Origin of the sequence: Escherichia sp. KCJ4928, from assembly GCF_004352695.1 — a bacterium.
In the GTDB taxonomy this organism is placed as follows: Bacteria; Pseudomonadota; Gammaproteobacteria; order Enterobacterales; family Enterobacteriaceae; genus ECMA0423.
In genome coordinates this window covers 1-15,101 of sequence record NZ_SJWV01000095.1, presented here as the reverse complement: position 1 = coordinate 15,101, position 15,101 = coordinate 1, and the positions used below count along the sequence as shown (strand labels likewise).

At 55.1% G+C, this 15,101-nt stretch carries 16 protein-coding genes and 1 pseudogene; 3 read left to right on the top strand and 14 right to left on the bottom strand.

The features are described from left to right. The coding region (pbp4b, locus tag E0D98_RS14530) for a penicillin binding protein PBP4B (RefSeq protein ID WP_131890722.1) at positions 1 to 1,111 on the top strand (1,111 nt) is incomplete at its 5' end. A 57-nt stretch (positions 1,112 to 1,168) separates the two neighbouring features. On the opposite strand, the gene yfeX is transcribed toward pbp4b, so the two are convergent. From yfeX to E0D98_RS14510, 4 genes are all read right to left on the bottom strand, one after another. Then, a complete protein-coding gene (yfeX, locus tag E0D98_RS14525) occupies positions 1,169 to 2,068 on the bottom strand; it encodes a porphyrinogen peroxidase (protein ID WP_000084590.1) in 900 nt (299 codons plus the stop codon). Between the two features lie 95 nt (positions 2,069 to 2,163). Next, positions 2,164 to 2,739, bottom strand: a complete 576-nt coding sequence (locus E0D98_RS14520; protein WP_000838945.1) for an RpoE-regulated lipoprotein — start codon at positions 2,737 to 2,739, stop codon at positions 2,164 to 2,166. Positions 2,740 to 2,799: 60 nt separating this feature from the next. Further along, complete coding sequence (locus tag E0D98_RS14515) at positions 2,800 to 3,249, bottom strand: DUF2919 domain-containing protein (RefSeq protein WP_000842944.1); 450 nt, start codon at positions 3,247 to 3,249, stop codon at positions 2,800 to 2,802. Continuing rightward, positions 3,236 to 3,661 (bottom strand): GNAT family acetyltransferase, encoded by a 426-nt coding sequence (locus E0D98_RS14510; RefSeq protein ID WP_000406000.1) that lies wholly within the window; start codon positions 3,659 to 3,661, stop codon positions 3,236 to 3,238. Before E0D98_RS14510 ends, E0D98_RS14515 begins: the two co-directional genes overlap by 14 nt. Before the next feature lie 213 nt (positions 3,662 to 3,874). Here E0D98_RS14510 and amiA point away from each other — a divergent pair, with 213 nt between their 5' ends. Next, positions 3,875 to 4,744 (top strand): N-acetylmuramoyl-L-alanine amidase AmiA, encoded by an 870-nt coding sequence (gene amiA, locus E0D98_RS14505; RefSeq protein WP_000102891.1) that lies wholly within the window; start codon positions 3,875 to 3,877, stop codon positions 4,742 to 4,744. A 3-nt stretch (positions 4,745 to 4,747) separates the two neighbouring features. Next, on the top strand, positions 4,748 to 5,647 hold the full coding sequence (hemF, locus tag E0D98_RS14500) for an oxygen-dependent coproporphyrinogen oxidase (RefSeq protein WP_000801367.1): 900 nt from the start codon (positions 4,748 to 4,750) through the stop codon (positions 5,645 to 5,647). Between the two features lie 5 nt (positions 5,648 to 5,652). Here the strand turns inward: hemF and eutR are convergent, their stop codons facing one another. The 10 genes and pseudogenes from eutR to E0D98_RS14450 form a co-directional block, all read right to left on the bottom strand. Continuing rightward, entirely contained in the window at positions 5,653 to 6,705 is a 1,053-nt protein-coding gene (gene eutR, locus E0D98_RS14495) for an HTH-type transcriptional regulator EutR (protein WP_000753700.1), read from the bottom strand. A gap of 45 nt (positions 6,706 to 6,750) precedes the next feature. Beyond that, a complete protein-coding gene (eutK, locus tag E0D98_RS14490; protein ID WP_001378283.1) occupies positions 6,751 to 7,251 on the bottom strand; it encodes an ethanolamine utilization microcompartment protein EutK in 501 nt (166 codons plus the stop codon). Positions 7,252 to 7,263: 12 nt separating this feature from the next. Continuing rightward, the gene (gene eutL / locus E0D98_RS14485) at positions 7,264 to 7,923 is read right to left on the bottom strand and encodes an ethanolamine utilization microcompartment protein EutL (protein ID WP_001111038.1); all 660 of its coding nucleotides are present in this window, start codon (positions 7,921 to 7,923) and stop codon (positions 7,264 to 7,266) included. Positions 7,924 to 7,932: 9 nt separating this feature from the next. Further along, positions 7,933 to 8,820, bottom strand: coding sequence for an ethanolamine ammonia-lyase subunit beta (gene eutC / locus E0D98_RS14480; RefSeq protein ID WP_000372374.1), 888 nt, complete (start codon positions 8,818 to 8,820; stop codon positions 7,933 to 7,935). 20 nt (positions 8,821 to 8,840) lie between these two features. Further along, a complete protein-coding gene (gene eutB / locus E0D98_RS14475; RefSeq protein WP_000769961.1) occupies positions 8,841 to 10,202 on the bottom strand; it encodes an ethanolamine ammonia-lyase subunit alpha in 1,362 nt (453 codons plus the stop codon). Between the two features lie 11 nt (positions 10,203 to 10,213). Then, positions 10,214 to 11,617, bottom strand: a complete 1,404-nt coding sequence (gene eutA / locus E0D98_RS14470; RefSeq protein ID WP_001097452.1) for an ethanolamine ammonia-lyase reactivating factor EutA — start codon at positions 11,615 to 11,617, stop codon at positions 10,214 to 10,216. Then, entirely contained in the window at positions 11,614 to 12,840 is a 1,227-nt protein-coding gene (gene eutH, locus E0D98_RS14465) for an ethanolamine utilization protein EutH (RefSeq protein WP_000512372.1), read from the bottom strand. Before eutH ends, eutA begins: the two co-directional genes overlap by 4 nt. A 116-nt stretch (positions 12,841 to 12,956) precedes the next feature. Beyond that, the gene (gene eutG / locus E0D98_RS14460; protein ID WP_001297322.1) at positions 12,957 to 14,144 is read right to left on the bottom strand and encodes an ethanolamine utilization ethanol dehydrogenase EutG; all 1,188 of its coding nucleotides are present in this window, start codon (positions 14,142 to 14,144) and stop codon (positions 12,957 to 12,959) included. Further along, on the bottom strand, positions 14,134 to 14,970 hold the full coding sequence (eutJ, locus tag E0D98_RS14455; protein ID WP_000929709.1) for an ethanolamine utilization protein EutJ: 837 nt from the start codon (positions 14,968 to 14,970) through the stop codon (positions 14,134 to 14,136). The genes eutG and eutJ overlap by 11 nt, the downstream gene beginning before the upstream one ends. Positions 14,971 to 14,980: 10 nt before the next feature. Next, positions 14,981 to 15,101, bottom strand: a pseudogene (locus tag E0D98_RS14450) (aldehyde dehydrogenase); the annotation flags it as partial.

The following is a 15,101-nucleotide window of genomic DNA, read 5'->3' as shown; positions in this document are numbered from 1 at the left end:
TAATCGGATTGTGTATCGCAAAGCCTGGGGAGCGGCGAAAAAGTACGATGGCAGCGTGTTGATGGAACAGCCTGTCAAAGCCACCACCGGGACGCTGTATGACCTGGCCTCAAACACCAAAATGTACGCCACGAACTTCGCCCTGCAAAAGCTGATGAGCGAAGGCAAACTGCATCCTGACGATCGGATTGCGAAATATATTCCGGGGTTTGCCGATAGTCCAAATGACACCATCAAAGGCAAAAACACGCTGCGGATTTCTGACCTGCTGCATCACAGCGGCGGTTTCCCGGCGGACCCACAATATCCGAATAAAGCGGTCGCGGGCGCGTTATATTCCCAGGATAAAGGCCAGACGCTGGAGATGATCAAGCGCACGCCGCTGGAGTATCAGCCCGGCAGCAAGCATATTTACAGTGATGTCGATTATATGCTGCTTGGATTTATCGTCGAGTCGGTCACCGGTCAGCCGCTTGACCGCTATGTTGAAGAGTCGATTTATCGCCCGCTCGGCCTGACACATACGGTATTTAACCCGCTGCTGAAAGGCTTTAAACCGCAGCAAATTGCCGCCACGGAATTGAACGGCAATACCCGCGATGGCGTGATCCATTTCCCGAATATCCGCACCTCCACTCTCTGGGGTCAGGTGCACGATGAAAAAGCCTTTTATTCGATGGGCGGCGTTTCCGGGCACGCAGGTTTGTTTTCCAATACCGGCGATATTGCGGTGTTAATGCAAACGATGCTGAACGGCGGGGGCTATGGCGATGTGCAGCTGTTCAGTGCGGAAACGGTGAAGATGTTCACCACCAGCTCTAAGGAAGATGCCACTTTTGGCCTCGGCTGGCGCGTGAATGGTAATGCCACCATGACGCCGACGTTTGGCACGCTGGCAAGCCCGCAAACCTACGGTCACACTGGCTGGACCGGAACGGTGACCGTTATCGATCCGGTGAATCATATGGCGATTGTGATGTTAAGCAACAAGCCACATTCGCCGGTTGCCGATCCGCAAAAGAATCCCAATATGTTCGAAAGCGGTCAGCTGCCGATTGCAACGTATGGTTGGGTAGTTGATCAGGTGTATGCGGCGTTAAAGCAAAAGTAATAAAAAGGCCAGTCAGTAATGTTACTGCCTGGCCTTTAATCAATGAATCAGAAACGCTTACAGCGCCATCAACTTGTCCAGCGACGGTGCGAAATAATAGCCGCCGGTTACCGGTTTGGTGAAACGCAACATCGCATCACGCTTACCATCGGTATCGCCAAACATGCTCAGCAGTTGCTGCTCAATGTTATGCAGACGCGCGCAGTAGGCGCAGAAGTACAGACCGTGAGTGCCACTGGCAGTGCCGTACGGCAGGCTCTGGCGAACAATCTTCAGCCCTTTGCCATCTTCTTTCAGATCAACGCGGGTGAGGTGAGAGGTTTCCGGACGTTCGTCGCCGTCGATCTCTTCGTTGGCCTCTTTGGTGCGCCCGATCATCATCTCCTGATCGTGAACGCTCATCCGGTTGAGCTGCTTCAGGTTGTGTTCCCAACGCTGGACAAACACATAGCTGCCGCCCGCATCCACGCCGTCTTTGATAACCGCCACTTCGCGACGCGTCTCTTCACCCGCCGGGTTTTCCGTACCGTCAACAAAGCCGCTCAGGTCACGCTCTTCAACCCAACGGAAGCCGTGGATCTCTTCTTTCACTTCAATGCAGTCACCAAAGGCTTCCATCGCCGCCTGGGCGACAGAGAAGTTTACGTCGTGACGCAGAGAAAGAATGTGGATCAACACATCGAACTGGGTGGTCGGCGCAAGGCCTTTACCGTAGCCCGGAAAATCTTTCAGCTCTTCTGCCCCAACGCCGCCGCTCAGAGCGCGCCAGGTGTTGTTACCAAAGGCAACCACCGCACCAAGATGCGCGTCCGGGAATTTCGCTTCAAAAGTTGCCAGTTTGTCGGCAAATGTTTTACTGGCCGCACGCAGGGCGTCAACTTCCCCTTTCACGTTGGCTTCGATCCAAATCGCCGCGCGGCAATGTTCTGGCAAAATGCCACTCTGAACCTGAGACATTGTTCCTCCTGAAAATAATAATGCCACGCAATCCGTGGCATTGTTGAGCGCTATTTTACGTGTTTTTTCGCGGCGGCGGTTTGTTCAGACGCAAATTAACGCCGCCAGATAATTTTACTGACTTTCCAGTTTTTCAGGGTATCGTCCGAAGGCATTAACCCTTCAGGACCACTCCATTCCCCGCTGAACTGGTAGCTAATATGTTGACTGCCTTCGGCTTTACATTCGACGGCACGATTATCATCACCATCAGCTTTTTGGCAATTGCCAAATGCTTTGCTGTAAAGGTCGCTAAACGGTGTACCGATTTTAACACCGGTGTCAGCAGGAATATCGCTATCCAGCACGTCAATGCGACTGATCGTGCCTTGATCGCCGTTAATCACCATCGCCACGTTGTCGCCCTTCATCACTTCAAAAAAGCGCACCACGTTGCCGTTCGCGGTTTTCATTCCGCTGCGCAGGCGATAATCGCCATCAAGCGCATCGGCAATGGCTTGTTCTTGCAGTGGTGTGGACGCCGTTAATTCACCAACGCCCTGCTCGCTCACTTTGGTGGACGACCCAAACCAGTTCCACGGGTTAGCGGCAGACCAGTTAACTGACGACATCGTGGAACAGCCGGTCAGCATCAATGGCATAGCGCATAACATTAAACGCAGCGATTTCATGTCACTTCCTTTGGTTATTCAATAACGTTGCTTGGAGTGCAAATTCACCAAAAAGTGCCGTTATTCTTTTACTTCATTAAAACAAGCGCGTAAACGTCGATTGGTCAGCAGCCAGATTAACGCCACAATATCCGCCACTACCAGCGCCAGACCGATACCGCTAACGGATTCACCGTTCAGCCACAGCCACGGTTGCCAGCAAAGTAAAACCACCTGCGCCAACAGCAACAGAAAATAGAGTACACGCCAGGTGCGAGGAAACGTAGCCCGCCGACCGCTCAACAAAAACGCCAGCACCGCCGGAATGCCAGGAATCAGCCCCAGCCAGAAATTATCGTGATCGGGATAAAACAGATTTAGCAGCGCAGTACCCTGCTCACGCGACGCACCGGCAATGACAAACAGCACCCAGGTTCGCGCCTGAAGCAATAGCACAAGCCAGAAGAGCAAGGGTAAACGCAGGCGTCCGTGCGCATCATAATGGACAGGATGGAACTCAGTACTCTTCATCTTCAATCAAACGCTTACCCAGACTCAGCACGTCGGCGTGTTCATATCCCAGGCGTTCATACATTCCGAGCACCATGTCGTTATCTTCCGGCACATTGATCTGAATTTTCGGGCAGCCACGAGCAATCAGCTTTTTCTCCAGCCGATTAAGCAACGCATTGGCAATCCCACGCCCACGAAACTCTGGATGCACGCCAAGATAATAAGCAGACCCGCGATGCCCGTCATAACCGCCCATCACCGTTCCGACCACTTCACCGTTTACCTCAGCGACCAAAAACAAACTGACGTCATGGTTCATCTTACGCTCGATGTCCATTTCCGGATCGTTCCACGGACGCAGCAAGTCGCAACGCTCCCAAAGGGTGATGACCTCTTCGAAATCTTCCTGGCGAAATACGCGTATCTCCATGGTATTCGTTACCTTTTTGCGGGTTAAAAGGCTGATTATGGCGTGAACGGTCGAATTAGCCAATATCTGACGAAAATCGGTTGAAAAAGTGGCATAATGGGGAGTTGTCAACTATTGAAATGAAAAGTAAAACAATTCTCAACATCAAACCGTCGTAACGGATTACGCGATACGATATAACATCTGGAACTTTATTATTACAACTCAGGCCGTATGAGCACTTTTAAACCACTAAAAACACTCACTTCGCGCCGCCAGGTGCTGAAAGCCGGTTTGGCTGCCCTGACGTTGTCAGGAATGTCGCAAGCCATCGCCAAAGACGAACCTTTAAAAACCAGCAACGGACACAGCAAGCCGAAAGCCAAAAAATCTGGCGGCAAACGTGTCGTTGTTCTCGATCCAGGCCACGGCGGAATTGATACCGGAGCGATCGGACGCAACGGTTCGAAAGAAAAACATGTGGTGCTGGCGATTGCTAAAAACGTCCGTTCCATTTTGCGTAATCATGGGATTGATGCGCGTTTAACGCGTTCTGGCGATACGTTTATCCCACTTTACGATCGCGTTGAAATCGCCCATAAACATGGCGCAGATCTGTTTATGTCAATTCATGCCGATGGCTTTACCAACCCGAAAGCTGCCGGTGCTTCGGTATTTGCCCTCTCTAACCGTGGGGCAAGTAGCGCAATGGCGAAATACCTGTCTGAACGCGAAAACCGCGCCGATGAAGTTGCCGGTAAAAAGGCGACTGACAAGGATCACCTATTGCAGCAAGTGCTGTTTGATCTGGTGCAAACCGATACTATTAAAAACAGCCTGACGCTCGGCTCGCATATTCTGAAAAAGATTAAGCCGGTGCATAAACTGCACAGCCGCAACACCGAACAAGCCGCGTTTGTGGTGTTGAAATCGCCGTCGGTTCCTTCGGTGCTGGTGGAAACCTCGTTTATCACCAACCCGGAAGAAGAGCGGCTGTTAGGCACGGCGGCGTTTCGTCAGAAAATCGCCACAGCGATTGCTGAAGGCGTGATCAGTTATTTCCACTGGTTCGACAACCAGAAAGCACATTCGAAAAAGCGATAAGTTATGAAACCCGACGCACACCAGGTTAAACAGTTTCTGCTCAACCTTCAGGATACGATTTGTCAGCAGCTGACCGCCGTCGATGGCGCAGAATTTGTCGAAGATAGTTGGCAGCGCGAAGCTGGCGGCGGCGGGCGTAGTCGGGTGTTGCGTAATGGTGGTGTTTTCGAACAGGCAGGCGTCAACTTTTCTCACGTCCACGGCGAGGCGATGCCTGCTTCCGCCACCGCTCATCGCCCGGAACTTGCCGGGCGCAGTTTCGAGGCGATGGGCGTTTCACTGGTAGTGCATCCGCATAACCCGTATGTTCCCACCAGCCACGCGAATGTGCGTTTTTTTATTGCCGAAAAACCGGGTGCAGAGCCCGTCTGGTGGTTTGGCGGCGGCTTCGATTTAACCCCTTTCTATGGTTTTGAAGAAGACGCCATTCACTGGCACCGCACCGCCCGTGACCTGTGCCTGCCATTTGGTGAAGACGTTTATCCCCGTTACAAAAAGTGGTGCGACGATTACTTCTACCTCAAACATCGCAACGAACAGCGCGGTATTGGCGGGCTGTTCTTTGATGATCTGAACACGCCAGATTTCGACCACTGTTTTGCCTTTATGCAGGCGGTAGGCAAAGGCTACACCGACGCTTATTTACCAATTGTAGAGCGACGTAAAGCGATGGCCTACGGCGAGCGCGAGCGCAATTTTCAGCTCTACCGTCGCGGTCGTTATGTCGAGTTCAATCTGGTCTGGGATCGCGGCACGCTGTTTGGCCTGCAAACTGGCGGGCGCACCGAGTCGATCCTGATGTCAATGCCGCCACTGGTACGCTGGGAGTATGATTATCAGCCAAAAGATGGCAGCCCAGAAGCGGCGTTAAGTGAGTTTATTAAGGTCAGGGATTGGGTGTAACTCCCTCACCCCCATTCCCGCATCCGCTGATGCAACGTCAACGACGGCTTCTCGGCAAACAGCTGCTGGTAATCCGTGGCAAATTGCCCCAGATGCCAGAATCCCCACTGCATGGCGGCGTCTTTTACCGTTGTGCTTTGCGACCACGGGCTTATCAGTTCGCGGCGTACGGCGTTCAGGCGAATGCGTTTCAGCCACGCGTTTGGGCCAATGCCTAAAATAGCGTGAAACGCGTTTTGTAGCGTGCGGCGACTGACATGCAGTTGATTACACAAGTCCAGCACCGTCACCGGCTCAGACATATTTTCCAGCACATATTCACGGGCGCGGGAAAGTAATCTACGGTAACTCTGATGACTGATGCTTTCCGCCGTCACCATTGGTTGCGCGTCTTCCAGCATCGCCCCCATCGCCATTAGCAAATTATCCCCCAGCACTTTTCGCACTGCAGGCTGATGGAGATTTTCCGGGTTCTCGCAAAACGTCGCCAGCGCCTGTTGGACAAAGCCCCACAGCGCGGCTTTATGCTGCTCTTTCACTTCCAGCGCCGACTGGCTACGCAGCATATGTAATACCCGATCCGGGTTATGCAAAAAGTTAGCCTGCCGGGTGATGACATCTTCAGAAAGCACCACGCCCAGGATCGTGTAATCATCCGGCGTGCTCAGTTCAAATTCAGTGCCACCAGGGCGGGTGGCGATTTCCGCGCTTCCCAGACATTGCGAACCGATAAATCCCTGCTCACCGCGCGTCGCCGGAATGCCAAACCAGAACGAGTTCGGCCAGACCAGGCACGACTGACGCAGCGCCAGACCGGTGTATTCACGAAAAACCTGAATATCATCGAGTAGAATTTCCGTAAATTCACCATGAAACTTGCCCGGATGCAGCTGATCGTAAATCTGCTGCCAGGCGGTAATCGTTAAAGCATGTTCATAGACATCCGTTGTCTGTCGTTGATGAACATTATCCACTTCGACCTTCGGCGTGAGCTTCAGGTTTTCGGGTAAGGGTTCATGATAAAGATGGTGCAAATTGGCTGTACGGGTCTTTTTCATGATGTTAATGCCGGGTGTTGTAGGACACCCGGCACCTCCGACAGGTTAATGGGGCTTGAGACGATAACGACTACTGCGTTTACGTAACGTCCCGGCAGAAAAGAGCTGTTCGAGCGCATTTCTGGCTTTTTCCAGCGGCCAGCCAAAGTGGGCAGCCACTTCTCCTGCCGTCATTCCCTGACGTACTGATGTTAACAGCGCCAACAACTCGTCAGCATATTCCGCGACGATAACTGGCGCGTCGGGTTCCCTTACGGGTTGCTTCGGCTGGCGGTTAAAGCCAGTAACCAGCCACTGGGTGTCATCGTCTGGCCGACCGATCTCCTTGCGGCTGATGACACGCCCGGTACGCATCGCGGCAGCACAACCTGCGTCCAGCGCCGCACGACACGCCGCCAGATCGCCTTCCACCACCAGCGTTAAGCGACCAGGGTCAAGCACTTCGTGACTGAGCAGACGAACGTTAGCTGCTTTGAGCATGGCATCCGCTGCATCTATCGCGGCGACCATGCCGTCCACTTCCAGCAATCCCAGTGCATTGATCATCGGCAACCTCCGTTACGCACGCTGGATTGGATTACGCGCGATTTCCAGCACTGCATCGGTAAAGGCGTTACAGGCTGCTTTACACGCGGCCTGGCTACCGGTTAAAAATGCTGCCGAGTAGTTGGTTTCAGACGGTGGCGGGACATAGGTCACCAGCTGTACGTCGGCAGATTTCAACGCTGCATCAATGCCGTAGGTCGCTTCCAGCGGCGGTGCCACCAGATACGCCATCGGATCGCCAAGCGTGATCCCGGCGGTTGATGAGAGATAAGAACCGGTACGCGAAACCACATGTGCCAGGAATGCGGTGTTTTCTGCGTCATTAGCCCACTGGAAAGCAGCGCCATTTTCAATATGTGCAACCATCGCATCCAGACCAGCACGCACTTCCGCCGGGTTTGGCCCACCAAGCATAATCAGCACTTCACCGGCAGTCGGTGACGGTCCGTGTGCTGCTCCCGCATACAGCGAGCGGCCATATACCACTTCGACCATCGCCTGCTTGGTCGCTTCGTCAGCCGCAATGTAGGTGACGTCATCGGAATCAGCAGAAATCAGCCCGAGGCTACGAATATGCGGCGGCAATTTTAGTTCACGCGCAAATTCAGCGTTAACGGAGGCAATCACCCGCATGGCGGTTACCGACGGTCGAATCAAATCTAAAGCTGGCATGATGCCTCCTTATCGGGTCATGTTGATGCCGGATGCTTTCTGCTCCAGCATACGTTTCGCCAAATCCACAATGACGGCTGCGGCTTCAACCGGCGGCGTGCCGCCCTGGTGAATGTTAGAGATGCAGGTGCGATCGGCCTCAACGGTGGTCGCCATACGCGGCGAGTAAACGGCGTAACAGGAGAGGCTTTCTGACTGACCCAACCCCGGACGTTCCCCCACCAGCAGGATCACCACTTTCGCGCCGAGGATCTCACCGATCTGATCTTCAATCTTCACGCGACCATAACGAACAAAGAATGGCGTGCCGACTTTCAGCCCGGCCTGTTTCAGGCCCGCCATCAGCGGCGGCAGGATCTCTTCGTAGTTCACGGTGATGGCATCAGTTGACAGGCCATCAGAAATAACGACCTGTACGTCCGGATTAGCAACACACTGTGCTTTCAGCGCTTCAACAGCTTCTGCACACAGGCGGCGGCCCATATCCGGGCGAGTCAGGTAGAGATTTTTGTCGCTAATTTCGGAGCGTACTTCCAGCAAGCCCTGCGCTTTCACCCACTCTTCCGGCACTTCTTTCAGTACGGTATCTTTCGAACGAGAGTGATCGGCCAGGAAACGCAGCAACGCCTGGGTACGTGGACGCGGACCGGCACGACCGGTACAAACGCGGGCCACGGTGCTGCGACGCAGTTCTGTTAATACGTCTGCGCGATGCGGGTTTTCAACACCAATCCACGCTTTTGCTTCCGCAGAACCTAAATCCAGCGCGCAGCTTTCCGAGGTCACCGGTGCCGCACAGGTGGTGGTGGTGCACTTTGCTTCTGACGGCGCGGGGGCCGTTTGTCCCATTGACGCCATCACGCTGCGTACAATTTCTTCAATCTGTTTTTGATCCATGATGTGTTATCTCCGCGTCATCAGAAGAACAGTGACGGATCGCCCGCCCGTTTGGTCAGGCGACCGTTTGCCATAATGCCCATGCTTTCCAGCCAGCGTTCAAACTCTGGTGACGGGCGCAGGTTGAGTAACTGACGCACAGTGGCGGTATCGTGGAATGCGGTGGTCTGGTAGTTGAGCATGATGTCATCACCCAGCGGCATCCCCATGATGTAGTTGCAGCCTGCGGTGGCGAGCAGGATCATCAGGTTTTCGTTGAGGTTCTGGTCAGCGTCAGCGTGGTTGGTGTAGCAGCAGTCACAGCCCATAGAGATGCCGCTCAGCTTGCCCATAAAGTGATCTTCTAAGCCAGCACGGATAATCTGGCGGTCGTTGTAGAGATACTCCGGCCCAATAAAGCCGACCACGGTGTTGACGATAAACGGATCGTAATGACGCGCCAGCCCATAGTTACGTGCTTCCATCGTCACCTGGTCAGCGCCGAAGTTAGCGCCAGCGGATAGCGCAGAGCCTTGTCCGGTTTCGAAGTAGAGGCAGTTTTCCCCGGCGATACGGTTGAACTCTGCACCCACTGCGCGCGCTTCGTCGAGCATCGCCAGTTCCACGCCAAACTCTTTCAGCCCTTTTTCGCTGCCACAGATACTCTGGAAAATCAGTCCGCCAGGCGCGCCGCGACGAATCGCTTCGATCTGGGTGGTGACGTGCGCCAGTACGCAGCCCTGAGTTGGGATGTTGAATTTGTCGATCACGCCGTAAATGGTGTCCAACACGCGGCTTAAGTTTTCCACGTCGTCAGTCACCGGGTTAACGCCGATCACCGCATCGCCCACCCCGAAGGAAAGCCCTTCGTAGATTTGCGCGGCGATACTTTGCACGTCGTCACGAGTGTCATTTGGCTGCAAACGGGCGCTGAAGGTGCCCGGAATACCGATGGTGGTATTGGCCTTTTTGATTACCGGCATTTTCTTCGCGCCGTAGATCAGGTCCGCGTTGGAGCAAATCTTCGCTACCGCCGCGACCACTTCCGAGGTCAGCCCTTTGCGGGTAAAGGCAATGTCGTCCACGCTAGTTTCATCGCTCAGCACATACTCACGCAGTTCGCTGATGCTCCAGTTTTTAATCTGGTTGTAGGCCGTTTCGTTAACGTCGTCCTGAATCAGCCGCGTCACGCAGTCATCTTCATAGGCAATCACCGGATTATTGCGGATGTCCGCTACGGTCATTTCCGACAACACCTGCTTTGCCGCCACGCGCTCCTGTGAGCTTGCCGCTGCAACGCCCGCCAGCACATCCCCCGAACGCAGTTCGTTGGCTTTAGCCAGCACCTCTTTTACATCCTTAAACTGATATACATTGCCGAACAATGTGGTCTTTAGTTTCATAAGTCGTTCCCTCAGGAAGGAAATGCGAGTGATTTCACCGTCACCGGCACAACCGATCCGCCAAAAAGAGGCGTACCAATGTCGATATAGTCCCCCGCGCGGACAATCACTTCGTCAATGACTGCCAACGGGAGTTGTTGTAGCTGTGGGCGCAACAACATGCCCAGAGCTTTACCAAAGTCCTGCCCGGCCACCACCAGCAGGGGATGCGGATTCGGAAAACGCGCGACGAAATCGACCAGCGCGTTGATGACCGTCAGTACCGCGGCGTAACGCACAGGCAGCGAGGCGGGAAGCGCCAGCACGTACGCGTCAGTTTTGGGATCAAGATCCAGCTGAAGCAGCGCCTGTTGCCAGGCACTCACCAGATCCGTTTCATCAATCGGGATCGCCACCGGCAAATTGCGCAGCGGCAGTTGTACGCCCTCCAGCCAGATTGTGCTGCCAGAGAGCGAAAGGGTATGTGCACCCGCGCCAATCACCGTGGCGCGTACGGTTTGCGCCGGAAACTGCACATTCATCTCACGCAGGCGCGGATGGTCATGCAGCGCCGTTGCCAGAAGTGGGCCAATATCGGCAAAACAGAACGGGTCGGCGGGCTGGTGGCGATAACATTCGCCCACGCCTCCAGAAAGCGTAATGATTTCGGGCGTAACACCTGCGGGCAGCAAACCGGTTTGCATCAATGCCTGCGCGAGCGGCGAAAGCGTTCCGTCAATCACTTCGACAATCAGCGCCGCCATCCGCCGGGTAACCTGCACCAGCTGCGCGCCGGTCAGCGAACGGGCGTCAGTTCCTGCACCGAAGCACTCATCCACAATCATCTGCCCCGGTTTATGAGCGTAAACCACGCGCCCCTGGCTGTCGGTTTCCAGCAGGCGACCACCGACGTTGAGACAGGCAGTGCCGCTGATTTTTCCGGCATCGAACAGGGCGTAGTTCGCGGTGCCACCGCCGATGTCGATATTCAGTACCCGACACAGCCGTTGTTCAGAAAGGGTTTGCGCCCCGGCTCCGTGACCGGCGATCACGGATTCGAGGTGCGGCCCGGCGCTGGCGACGACAAAATCGCCCAGCGACTGAGAGAGCGCCATCACCGCCGGGCGAGCATTGCGGGTTTTCGCGCTTTCACCGGTGATGATGATGGCACCAGAATCAACGCTTTCCGGCGCAATGCCCGCAGCCTGATATTGCTCTAAAATCAGCGATTTCAGTTCCGCTTCTTTTAAACCACCCTGTTTATCGACAGGGGTAAAGAACACCGGGCTTTGCCAGCTAATTTCGCGTTTAATGAATTCGTAGCGCGGCACCTGCGACACCGCCGCACGGTTAACCAGCTCCAGGTGGGAGAAAATCACCTGGGTGGTGGTGGTGCCGATATCGATACCGACGCTCAATAGCTGGCGAGTGTTCACGATTGTGCCTCCGCTTCGGTTTTAGTCGCGGTCGCGTCTTCTTTTGGCACCAGCATCATCGCCACGCCAATCGCCGTTACGCCGCCGATCAACTTGCCGACAATCATCGGGAAGATCATGGCGTTCATGTTGGCAGCGGCGAAGCCTAAGTGGTCGCCCAGGGCGAAAGCAGCGGAAACGGCGAAGGCGCAGTTGATGACTTTGCCGCGGGTATCCATCTGCTTCATCATGCCGAACATCGGGATGTTGTTGGCAAGCGTTGCCACCATGCCGGCTGCCGCGATGTTGTTCATATTCAGCACTTTACCGACGCTCATCAGCGGTTTTTCAAACCAGCGAGTCAGCAGCAGCACCATCGGATACGCCCCTAACAGAACGCAGGAGATAGAACCGATAACTTCAATGGCGCGCATCACCTCACCGGGTTTATCGCCAGGGGCCATAAAGATAGGATCCAGACCGGGGATCAGTTCCCAGCCAAGCAGGAATTTCACTACCGCAGCGGCAAGACCGAGGGTGATCAATGCAACGAGGAATTTGGCGAAGATCTGGAAGCCGTTGATCATTTTTTCCGGGATGAATTTCAGCCCCAGCGCCACCAGAATCGCGACAATGATCACCGGGATCATGTTCATCAGGATCAGGGCGAAAGTGAATTCCACCGGCTGACCGTTGATCTGCACACCGGAGTACATAGCAACCAGACCACCAGCAATACAGCCAATCGGAATGGTCACAATGCCCGCCAGCACGCCGAGCGCCAGATAACGACGATCAGAAGGTTCGATAATGCCGAGCGCCACCGGAATGGAAAACACAATCGTTGGCCCCATCATCGACCCGAGAATTAACCCAGAGTATAGCCACGCTGCTACGTCGCCGCCCGCCAGCTCTTTGGCGAGGAAGAAGCCGCCCATATCGCACGCCAGCAGTGTTCCGGCGAACATTGACGGGTTTGCGCCGAGCATTTCGTAAACCGGGATAATTACCGGCCCGAGTACGTGAGCCAGTACCGGTGCCAGCGCGGTCATACCGACCATCGCCAGACCCAGAGCGCCCATTGCCATAAAGCCTTCTTCGAACTGACCGCCTGATCCTTCGATACTTTTACCGAACTTACCGAGGAAACGAGCAGAACCGCCGAACTGCGACAGGATCCTGTCTACGGCAGCTATCAGCATAAAGAACATCATGATGTACATGATGATTTCGTTAATTCCCATCGCCTTTACTCCCTGTTAGTTGTTATTTATTGGCGGATGCGGCGTAAACGCCTTATCCGCCCTACATGTGCAATCCCGTAGGCCGGATAAGACGCGGCAAGCGTCGCATCCGGCATTTATTGCGCCGCCGCGTACAGTCCGACAATCTGTTCCAGGCTGGCGGTACGCGGGTTGCTGCGCAGACAAATATCTTCCTGCGCGGCCTGCGCCCATGCACCGTAATGCGCAGATGTCGCGCCAACATCGCCCAGTCGTTTACCAATCCCAACTTCCGCAATCAGCTCACTTACCGCGTTAATAGCGTCATGATCGTCGGATTTTTTAGTTCGCAGTGCCCGACCAATCTGACTAAAGCGTTCACGACAAACCATCCGGTTAAATTCCATCACTGTTGGCAGCAACATGGCGTTCGCCAGACCGTGCGGAATATGCAGCGCCGCGCCCGGCTGATGCGCCATCGCGTGGCACAACCCAAGACCCGCACTGGAAAACGCCATTCCCGCCATACATGAAGCCAGCAACATGCTCTCGCGCGCGGCAAGGTCGTGACCGTAGCCCACCGCTTTCGGCAGCGATTTGCCAATCATCGCAATGGCACCAATCGCCAGACTGTCGGTAAACGGTGTAGCGTTCAGGGCGCTGTATGCTTCAATGGCATGGGTTAACGCATCAATGCCGGTCATCGCCGTGACATGCGACGGCACACCTTCGGTCAATGCGGCGTCGAGGATCGCCACATCCGGCATCAGCGAGGCATGGGCTAACACCTGCTTGCGCCCGCTCACCGCGTCGATAATCACCGTTACATTGGTGGTTTCAGAGCCGGTTCCGGCGGTAGTTGGAATGGCAATCAGCGGCAAGCGCGGTTGCAGAACGCTGGTTTCTGACATCTCTGCCAGCGTGCTATCCGGGTTCGTCACCAGCAACGCCACGGCTTTCGCCGCATCCAGCACCGAGCCGCCGCCAAATGCGATCACCCCGTCACAACCTGACTCACGCAACTGCGCCACGGCTGCACACACGTCGGTAATGCACGGTTCGCCCACCGGACATAGCCAGAGCGTCATGGCGATGCCTTTAACGGCCAGGCTGCGCGTCAGCCCGGCGGTCATCCCTGCCTGATGCAAAAAGCTGTCTGCCATCACGAACAGATGTTTCAGCCCACGCGTTTGCGCTTGCTGTCCGCAACTGCTCACCGAGCCCGGACCGCAAAGCGTCACCGGTGGAACGCTAAATGTTTTTACCCGTTGCAGATTCAGGGTATCGAACGCCTGAAAGAGCGCGGTCTGCAATTCATTTTGCATATAGCCCCTCCGCTTTCTCTCGCCCACTACTGGCGATCGCCAGCGGGGTCATAAACAAACTGTGCTGCGGTAAATGCACCTGTAACGCCGGGAATTGTTTGCGAAACAGTTCCGCCACGCCCGGTTGCATACAAGAGCCGCCCGCCAGCCATAAATCAGTAATGCCCTGCCCTTCAATATGCCGGGCGACAATGTCCGCCATTTTTTCGTACACCGGTTTCACCGCGGGCCAAATCTCGTCACCATGACCGCGCTTGTACTGCTCTGCCTCTTCCAGCGAAATACGACGATTTCCGGCGAGAGTCAGAGAGATGTGATGTCCGCCGGTGGCTTCATCCGCCGAGTACGTCACCTTGCCCTTTTTCACGATGGCAATGCCGGTAGTGCCGCCGCCGATATCCACTACACCGGCGTTGTCCAGTTGCAGCAGATCCGCGACTGCGGTTGGCTCATCCAGCACATGGCTCACTTCCAGCCCGGCAGATTCCAGCACGTTGATGGAAATACGCGGGTCCGTACCTGGAGGAAATGAAGTCGCCGCATGGCTAAAACGAAGACCGAATTGCTGCTCAAGAGTGTCGAGATGGCGACGAACAATGGTGACCGCACCGAAGAAATCCCAGACGATGCCGTCGCGGACCACATCGGCCCAGTCGAGGCATACCGCCACCGGCTGACCGTCGCGGTCAACAACCATCGACACCACATCGCAGGTGCCCAGATCCACCCCCAGCCACAGCGGAGATTCCGTCGCGGCAGGCGTCTGGTTACACAGCGTTGCCGCCGTTTGCAGACGTGGGGTGAGCCATTGTTCGTCGTGCGCCATCGGTTACTCCTTAAACAATGCGAAACGCATCGACTAATACACAGCGACGCAGACGGACAAACGTCCGCGCGCTGGTTACCCCTTCACCGGTTGGCGTGGTGATGGTCATGGTGGTCCAGCCTTCCCCGCCC